Here is a 6,788-nt window from a genome sequence, read left to right as displayed (position 1 = left end):
GGCGATGATGAAGCAGGTGGTGGCGGTGAGCAGGGTGGGGATCATGATCACACCGAACCAGCCGACATAAAGACGGTTGTTGGTGCTGGTAATCCACTGGCAGAACTGCTCCCACAGGGAAGCGCTCTCGCGCTGTTGTAAGGTGGTGGTCATTGGTTTATGATTCCTATTAAGTTATCGAGGTACGATTTATAATGTCTTTATCTTAAAGACTTTGTATCGGTTTGTAAAGGGGTTTGACATTCAGTATTACTTGTTGAAGATATAAGTTCAGCTTATGCTAAGTTTATAGGGTTCCCTGACCAACTTTTCCTTTTTGGGAGTCCGTCATCAGAAGCCGATGCCAAATCAGGTCATACTTCATATTTATGAAAAAAACCCAGATCTCGAACTCAGGTTAGACTAAAAAGAGAAATTTAATCATAATGGCGGTTGTGATGACTATGGTAGAAAAAGTTCGTAAAACCGAGGCAGAATGGCGGGACCAGCTAACTCCCGAACAGTTCCAAGTTACCCGCAAAAAGGGAACAGAACGGGCGTTTACGGGTAAATATCACGATAATAAAGAAAAAGGTATTTACAAATGTGTCTGCTGTGGTACGGAGTTATTTACTTCTGACAGCAAGTATGATTCGGGTACTGGTTGGCCGAGTTTCTGGACTGCTGCTAACGATGCTAATATTAAGTACGAACGAGATGTTAGCTTTTTCATGGTGCGGACAGAGATTGTTTGTGCCACCTGTGATGCTCATCTCGGTCACGTTTTTAATGATGGTCCACCCCCGACGGGAAAACGCTATTGTCTCAACTCTGCCGCTTTGCAGTTTGAAAAAAATCCCTAAAGCAAAAAGAGGTCTTTCCAGACCTCTTTTTTTAAGTTCCAGTGGCAGCCAATTACAGTAAACCTGTATTAGTCCCTGGTTTGCCAGTAGCTAACTGCACTTTGACAATTTTGCCGCCCATTTTCATGATGCGTTGTTGCTCACGAAACCAATTATCGTAGGGAACGAGTTTGGTGAAATAGGTATTTTGTAATTCCCGTTGTGTCCGAATGCGGCTTTGGCTAGGAACACAAGCGGTGATTTTGAACATCCGCATGGATTGATTTCTCCTAATCGCTGAAAAACTTGTCGCTTAAACTAACGAAGGCTTTTTCCTAAAATAACAAAGGTCGGGAGTCAAGGATCAATACTAGCTCGTCAAAACCTATCTTGGACAGATTCAGCCTTTAAAGACCTAGCACTCATCCTCGGCTTCCCGAACCCTATTTTGTCCGAGTTCGTTACTTCTAGCTTAAGCCAGAGCTAATGTAGTCGAAGTAAATCCCCATTTCTTTACCCGCATCAGCACCAACTAAACTAGCGGTGACTTCTTTCATCGCTTGGATAGCTTGAACGGTGGAGGAGATGGGTACACCTAAAGAGTTGTAGGTTTCTTTCAGGCCGTTGAGAACGCGCTCGTCGAGAATAGAAGGATCTCCAGCTAACATAGCGTAGGTAGCATAACGGAGATAGTAGTCGAGGTCACGGATACAAGCGGCGTAACGACGGGTGGTGTACATATTACCACCGGGACGGGTTACGTCAGAGTATAACAGGGACTTAGCCACAGCTTCTTTAACGATACCGGCAGCGTTGGCGCTAATGACACTAGCGGCGCGCACGCGCAGTTCACCGGTGGCGAAGTAGCCTTTCAGTTTGCCGAGAGCAGAAGCGTCAAGGTATTTGCCTTGAACGTCAGCAGAGTTGATAACAGAAGTAATTGCGTCTTGCATGGTGGTTCTTCCTTGGGTTTTGCTTAATCTTAAGAGGTTTACGAGGGGTGTGTCTAGAACGATTCACAAAGGAATTATTCTACGACATAGAGCCGATCACGTAATCGAAGTAGGAAGAAGCTTCAGAAGCATCGTCAGAAGACATAAGACCGGTAGCAACTTCTTTCATTTCGCGAACGCTTTGAGCTACGGCACCGATGTCGGTTCCTAAAGATTTGTACATTTCACGCACACCGACTAAACCGATTTCTTCAATCGGGGTGACATCACCAGCAACTACTCCGTAGGTGATTAAACGTAGGTAGTAGTCCATGTCACGCAGACAGGTAGCGGTCATTTCTTCGCCGTAAGCGTTGCCACCGGGGGAAACGATGTCAGGACGTTTTTGGAATAAGCGATCGCCAGCTTGTTTGACGATGGTTTCGCGAGCGCCGGTCAGGGTTTCAGCGATGCGTAAACGAGCGGCACCACTGCCAACGAAGGCTTTAATTCTGTCTAGTTCGCCGGGGCTGAGGTAACGAGCTTCAGCATCAGCATTCACGATCGATTTCGTGACGATACTCATTGATGGATTCCTCCCAACTAAGTGAGATTAATAAACTTAATCTGACATTTTATAGCAGTTGTGGTCACTACGCTTAAGTTATCTCGTTTCCGCCTCAGCGTCTCAAGACTTCCCTAGCTAGAGCGACCTAACGCAGCTATTTTGCGGCATCTGGTTCACCTTCTCACTATTTTCGTAATACTTTTTAACATTTGCCCGAAGAAGGGAGTGGGGAAGTGGGGAGCGATTTGTCAGTGAACAGTAAACAGTAATCAGTAATCAGTGAACCTCGATCTAACATTATCTCAAGGCTAAAAGTCTCTCTAGTTAAGGAATCTACCCAAATAAAAATGATTTTAATTGCCTCATATTTTTTCAATGAAATTGAATTAGCAACGATAGATATACATTTTGGGCATCGAACTACTTAGTTAGTACATAAACCAAAAACAAGCTGTGATTGGGTTATAATTTTTGGAGATGTCTAGTGAACTGAAAACTCGCATCTGATAACTGATCACTGATAACTGATAACTGAAAAGGCTGTCTCCTGTCTCGTGACTCCTGACGACTGATTCACCCTAGCCAATTAATTGCCCCTTTAATCCAGTCTTCTGGCTGAGTATTTTTACTAAATAAAGCATCTTGACTGAGGACTGCGATAGCTCGATCGATTTCCTCTCGGCTGTATCCTAAAGCTAAAAGGGTCATCTGCACATCTTCGAGGATTTCCGCTGCCGGTAGTATTGCCGTGGTTGTCGTCGTCGCTTCTCTTAGTTGTCGCCATGCTGCCAATTTAGTTTTTAACTCCAAAGCGATTCTTTCTGCTGTTTTTAAGCCGACTCCGGGGGTTTTGCTCAAAATTTTGGTATTTCCTGTCACTATCGCCACCACAAGTTCCTCAATCCCCAAGGTATCGATTAAAGCTAGGGCTAATTGCGCCCCAACTCCATTGACGGAAAGCAGTTGACGAAACAGATCTCGCTCTGGGGCGGTGCCGAAACCGTATAATAAAGGCTGCTCCTCGCGAAGGAGTAGGTGAGTAAAAATCCGACAACTATCATTGTTATCGTTGCCGATGTCTAGGGCTAATCGCGAGGGAATTTGGATTTCGTAACCGATCTGGTTTACGTCTAAAATCAAGATTAGTCGGTTATTAGGGGTTTTGATCACCTCGATCGCTTGTCCGCGTAAATAATTAATCATTGATTTAATTCTCCTACGAAAATAACCGAACCACAGGGATGACGGTTTTTACTCCCTGAAGGAATGCCGGGGAGATTTTCATTTTTGTTACAATTGTTAACAGAAGTGAATGGCGTAATTGATAACCTAATCTTCTTGGCGTTAGTCCCCAATAATTGGAGAAGATACAAAATGAATGGCAACATTAGAGTCGGGAATCTCTTTGGAATTCCCTTTTATATTAATCCTTCTTGGTTCTTCGTTCTGGGGTTAATTACCTTAACCTATGGGGGAGATTTAAGTCAGTTTCCCCAGTTAACGGGAATCATGCCCTGGCTCTTAGGATTTTTTGCCGCTATTCTCCTATTTGCCTCCGTGGTTGCCCACGAATTAGGTCATAGTTTTGTTGCCATCGCCCAAGGTATTGAAGTCAAATCAATTACCCTCTTTTTATTCGGTGGTTTGGCAACTCTCGGCAGAGAATCGAAAACTCCCCTAGAAGCTTTTCTAGTAGCAATTGCTGGCCCTTTAGTTAGTTTACTGCTCTTTGGTATCTTCCTAATTATTGGTTCCAATATTAGCTTAAATGCGCCCATGGCGGCGATTCTTTCTCTGCTTGCCTATATCAACCTCGCCCTGGGGTTATTTAACCTGATCCCTGGTTTACCTTTAGATGGTGGTAATATCCTTAAAGCCATCGTTTGGCAAGTAACGGGTAATCCCAATAAAGGGGTTTTATTCGCTAGTCGTTTCGGTCAATTTTTTGGTTGGTTAGCGATTGTCATCGGTGCGCTATCAATTCTCGGAATCAGTCAATTTGGCAGTTTTTGGACGCTATTAATTGGCATTTTCCTCCTACAAAACGCTGGCTTTTCCGCTCAATCAGCTAAGGTTCAAGATTTCCTAAGTCGCTACACCGCTAAAGATGTTATCTCTCCTAATAGTCCTGTAGTTCCGATTAATTTAACCCTGCGCGAGTTTGCTAATAATTATGTTATCGGTAAACAACAATGGTCTAAATTCCTAGTTACCGATAGCGAAGGTAAACTATTAGGAGTGATTAATGTAGAGGATCTGAAAACGATTCCCACTTCCCAATGGACCCAGGTAAATATCGGCCGGTTATTACAAACTAGCGAAAGTCTCAAACTGGTTTTGTCTAATACTTCCCTCCTAGATGTGGTGAAAATTTTGGAAGGAGAAAATTTATCTCAAGTGACAGTGGTGGAAGAAAACGGCACGGTTTTGGGGCTAATTGAGAAAGCTTCTATCCTTACTTTTCTCGCGCAAGAAACCCAAAGTCAAGCCGCTTAATCAGTTATCAGTTATCAGTTATCAGTTATCAGTTAGGTAAATGTAGTTTTTACCTCAATATTGATGAATCAGTCTAATCGCTATCTGTTAGGATTTATCCTTGTTGTCGCCGCTTATATAACTTTAATTGCTCCAGAAGTTAATAACCATATACAAGCAATGCTCGGAGGATCATCATCAAATTTACAAGCAAACAGATATTCTGAATTTCTTAGTCTTGTATTTAATGCGAGCATTTTATGCCTTATATACAAATGGTTTTCAGGAAAGTATAATTTATGAGTTATCAGTGTTAAGTTTCCGACTCACAGAATTTTGCCTAGTATCTCCTGTTGCTTTAAAACTATTCCTTTTTGGTCTGATTTCGAGATCAGGCAATAAGCATTTTTTAAACTACAGAGGCACAGAGGACACAAAGAGACAAGCCGCAGAATTTTGTCTAGTATCTCCTGACTATACTAACTGTCGCATTGCTTGCCATAATTGCTCGTATTCTTGCTCGGTTGCTGGCGATAAAGGGTTGAGAAAATCGCTTTTTTTGACTGCTTCTGGATTGACAAGTAAAGGATTATTTCTAATATCTGGGGAAATTTGGTCGGGATTTTCAGTGAGAATTAGGGGTGATAATCCAGAGGTAAATAAAGAAATTTTAGTGGCGGATTCTGGTTGCCAACAAAAATCAATCCATTGCTGGACAAGAGAATTAGGAGTAGTTAAAACTGGTTTTACCCACACATCCGACCAGAGAGAAGTACCAGATTTGGGGACAACAACTTTAATTTTATTATAGCGATTGCTCACTGGTAAAATATCATTAGACCAACCCACAGACACCCAGACATCACCGAGTATCAGGGGTTGTAAATAATGTTGAGAACTATAAAATTTTACCTGTTTTTGTAAAGCGAATAGCTGGTCTTTTAGTCCCATAACTTGCTTTAAATCACTAGAATTATAAGAATAACCCAATTTTTTTAGGGTTAAACCGATGACTTCGCGACGATTATCAATTAGGGCAATTTTACCGGTTAATTCCGGTCGCCATAAATCAGACCAATCCTGTGGTCGCCAGTCAAATTGAGCGAATTTTTCCTCATTATAGGCAATTACTGTCATTCCCCAACGGTAGGGCGCACCCCAGACTTTTCCCTCTGTTTGCAGTTGTCCTTGGCCATTGCGAGTCATGTTTTCTTGCCAACGGGGGGGCAGTTTTGACCAATTAGAGAGTTGAGAAGTATCTAGGGGTTGAATTAAGCCGTTGCTAATCGCTTTTCCTAGCCAAGCATCCCCTAGGGTGACTAAATTACCCATCGCTGGGTTTTGTTCCCTAAAAGGGATAGGAATCGGAAATTGTGAGGCTGGTTGATCCTGATTTTTTAACCATTTTTCCAACAATTTTAACAGCTCTTTCAGCTGCCTTTCCGACTGAAAATTGACTTTTTTTTCGGCAATAGTTTTCTGAAAATCTGTTAGTAATCGCGGCGGAATCGAACCGGAGAGTAGAAAAATACTCGGATCGCCGCTTCTGGAAGCGCAGCCACTTAAACCCCCCGCTAAGGCGATTGTACCTAATCCTTGCAAAAAAGAACGTCTATTTAACATATCGCCCGCCGATTTCCAACTTCAACAGTAATAATTGCCAGTTTCTAGCCTTGAATTATTATAGGACGATTTTTAACAGAATGTAAACTAGGGAGTTTTGCCGCTACCGATTTCAGCTATAGATCGGCTTTGTTGTTAACTTTTATGGTAGAAAACTCTGATTTTGTCCTAGTTGAAGCTAGGATAGAAGCAGTAAGCTCAGGGGCGAGGGTATAAGACTATGTTCGACAATCATAATCGAGATTTCCATTATTCTTGTCGTTGTGGAAAAGCCAATTTTCAGTCTGTAAAACATCGATCGGGTATTTTATTAATCGGGGGAGCGGAAGGAGGTAAATTAGGAGAAGATCAAGCGACCACATGGTTATT

Annotated in this window: 7 protein-coding genes and 2 pseudogenes; 3 read left to right on the top strand and 6 right to left on the bottom strand. The window is 42.5% G+C overall.

Features of this window, described 5'->3' with window-relative positions; all coding sequences use genetic code 11:
• Positions 1-153: pseudogene (locus PX484_RS01755) on the bottom strand (photosystem II q(b) protein); the annotation flags it as partial.
• A gap of 272 nt (positions 154-425) precedes the next feature.
• Between PX484_RS01755 and msrB the strand changes: the two are divergent.
• Positions 426-842, top strand: coding sequence for a peptide-methionine (R)-S-oxide reductase MsrB (gene msrB, locus PX484_RS01750; RefSeq protein ID WP_287668260.1), 417 nt, complete (start codon positions 426-428; stop codon positions 840-842).
• Between the two features lie 52 nt (positions 843-894).
• Here the strand turns inward: msrB and PX484_RS01745 are convergent, their stop codons facing one another.
• The 4 genes from PX484_RS01745 to ruvA form a co-directional block, all read right to left on the bottom strand.
• Positions 895-1,098 carry a phycobilisome linker polypeptide gene (locus PX484_RS01745; RefSeq protein WP_002739162.1) on the bottom strand — a complete coding sequence of 68 codons (204 nt, stop codon included), beginning with the start codon at positions 1,096-1,098 and terminating at the stop codon, positions 895-897.
• 190 nt (positions 1,099-1,288) lie between these two features.
• On the bottom strand, positions 1,289-1,774 hold the full coding sequence (gene apcB, locus PX484_RS01740; protein ID WP_002738786.1) for an allophycocyanin subunit beta: 486 nt from the start codon (positions 1,772-1,774) through the stop codon (positions 1,289-1,291).
• 79 nt (positions 1,775-1,853) lie between these two features.
• On the bottom strand, positions 1,854-2,339 hold the full coding sequence (apcA, locus tag PX484_RS01735; RefSeq protein ID WP_002739012.1) for an allophycocyanin subunit alpha: 486 nt from the start codon (positions 2,337-2,339) through the stop codon (positions 1,854-1,856).
• A 555-nt stretch (positions 2,340-2,894) separates the two neighbouring features.
• Positions 2,895-3,524, bottom strand: coding sequence for a Holliday junction branch migration protein RuvA (ruvA, locus tag PX484_RS01730; RefSeq protein ID WP_287668255.1), 630 nt, complete (start codon positions 3,522-3,524; stop codon positions 2,895-2,897).
• Between the two features lie 63 nt (positions 3,525-3,587).
• Between ruvA and PX484_RS01725 the strand changes: the two genes are divergently transcribed.
• Positions 3,588-4,817: a site-2 protease family protein gene (locus PX484_RS01725; RefSeq protein ID WP_287668252.1), complete on the top strand. Its 1,230-nt coding sequence runs from the start codon at positions 3,588-3,590 to the stop codon at positions 4,815-4,817.
• A 453-nt stretch (positions 4,818-5,270) separates the two neighbouring features.
• On the opposite strand, the gene PX484_RS01720 is transcribed toward PX484_RS01725, so the two are convergent.
• Positions 5,271-6,419, bottom strand: a complete 1,149-nt coding sequence (locus PX484_RS01720; RefSeq protein WP_287767349.1) for a substrate-binding domain-containing protein — start codon at positions 6,417-6,419, stop codon at positions 5,271-5,273.
• A gap of 220 nt (positions 6,420-6,639) precedes the next feature.
• On the opposite strand from PX484_RS01720, the pseudogene PX484_RS25610 reads away from it, so the two are divergent.
• A pseudogene (locus tag PX484_RS25610) lies at positions 6,640-6,788 on the top strand (peptidase S51); the annotation flags it as partial.

This window comes from Microcystis sp. M49636_WE2, from assembly GCF_030065375.1.
In the GTDB taxonomy this organism is placed as follows: domain Bacteria; phylum Cyanobacteriota; class Cyanobacteriia; order Cyanobacteriales; family Microcystaceae; genus Microcystis; species Microcystis aeruginosa_C.
Note: the sequence above shows the minus strand (reverse complement) of the source record. Positions and strands in the feature narration are given on the sequence as shown.

What these genes read in the sequence shown, in the direction of transcription:
- msrB (WP_287668260.1), top strand. Translation starts at nt 426, where the DNA reads ATGGCGGTTGTGATGACTATGGTAGAAAAAGTTCGTAAAACCGAGGCA.
- PX484_RS01745 (WP_002739162.1), bottom strand. Translation starts at nt 1,098, where the DNA reads ATGCGGATGTTCAAAATCACCGCTTGTGTTCCTAGCCAAAGCCGCATT.
- apcB (WP_002738786.1), bottom strand. Translation starts at nt 1,774, where the DNA reads ATGCAAGACGCAATTACTTCTGTTATCAACTCTGCTGACGTTCAAGGC.
- apcA (WP_002739012.1), bottom strand. Translation starts at nt 2,339, where the DNA reads ATGAGTATCGTCACGAAATCGATCGTGAATGCTGATGCTGAAGCTCGT.
- ruvA (WP_287668255.1), bottom strand. Translation starts at nt 3,524, where the DNA reads ATGATTAATTATTTACGCGGACAAGCGATCGAGGTGATCAAAACCCCT.
- PX484_RS01725 (WP_287668252.1), top strand. Translation starts at nt 3,588, where the DNA reads ATGCCGGGGAGATTTTCATTTTTGTTACAATTGTTAACAGAAGTGAAT.
- PX484_RS01720 (WP_287767349.1), bottom strand. Translation starts at nt 6,419, where the DNA reads ATGTTAAATAGACGTTCTTTTTTGCAAGGATTAGGTACAATCGCCTTA.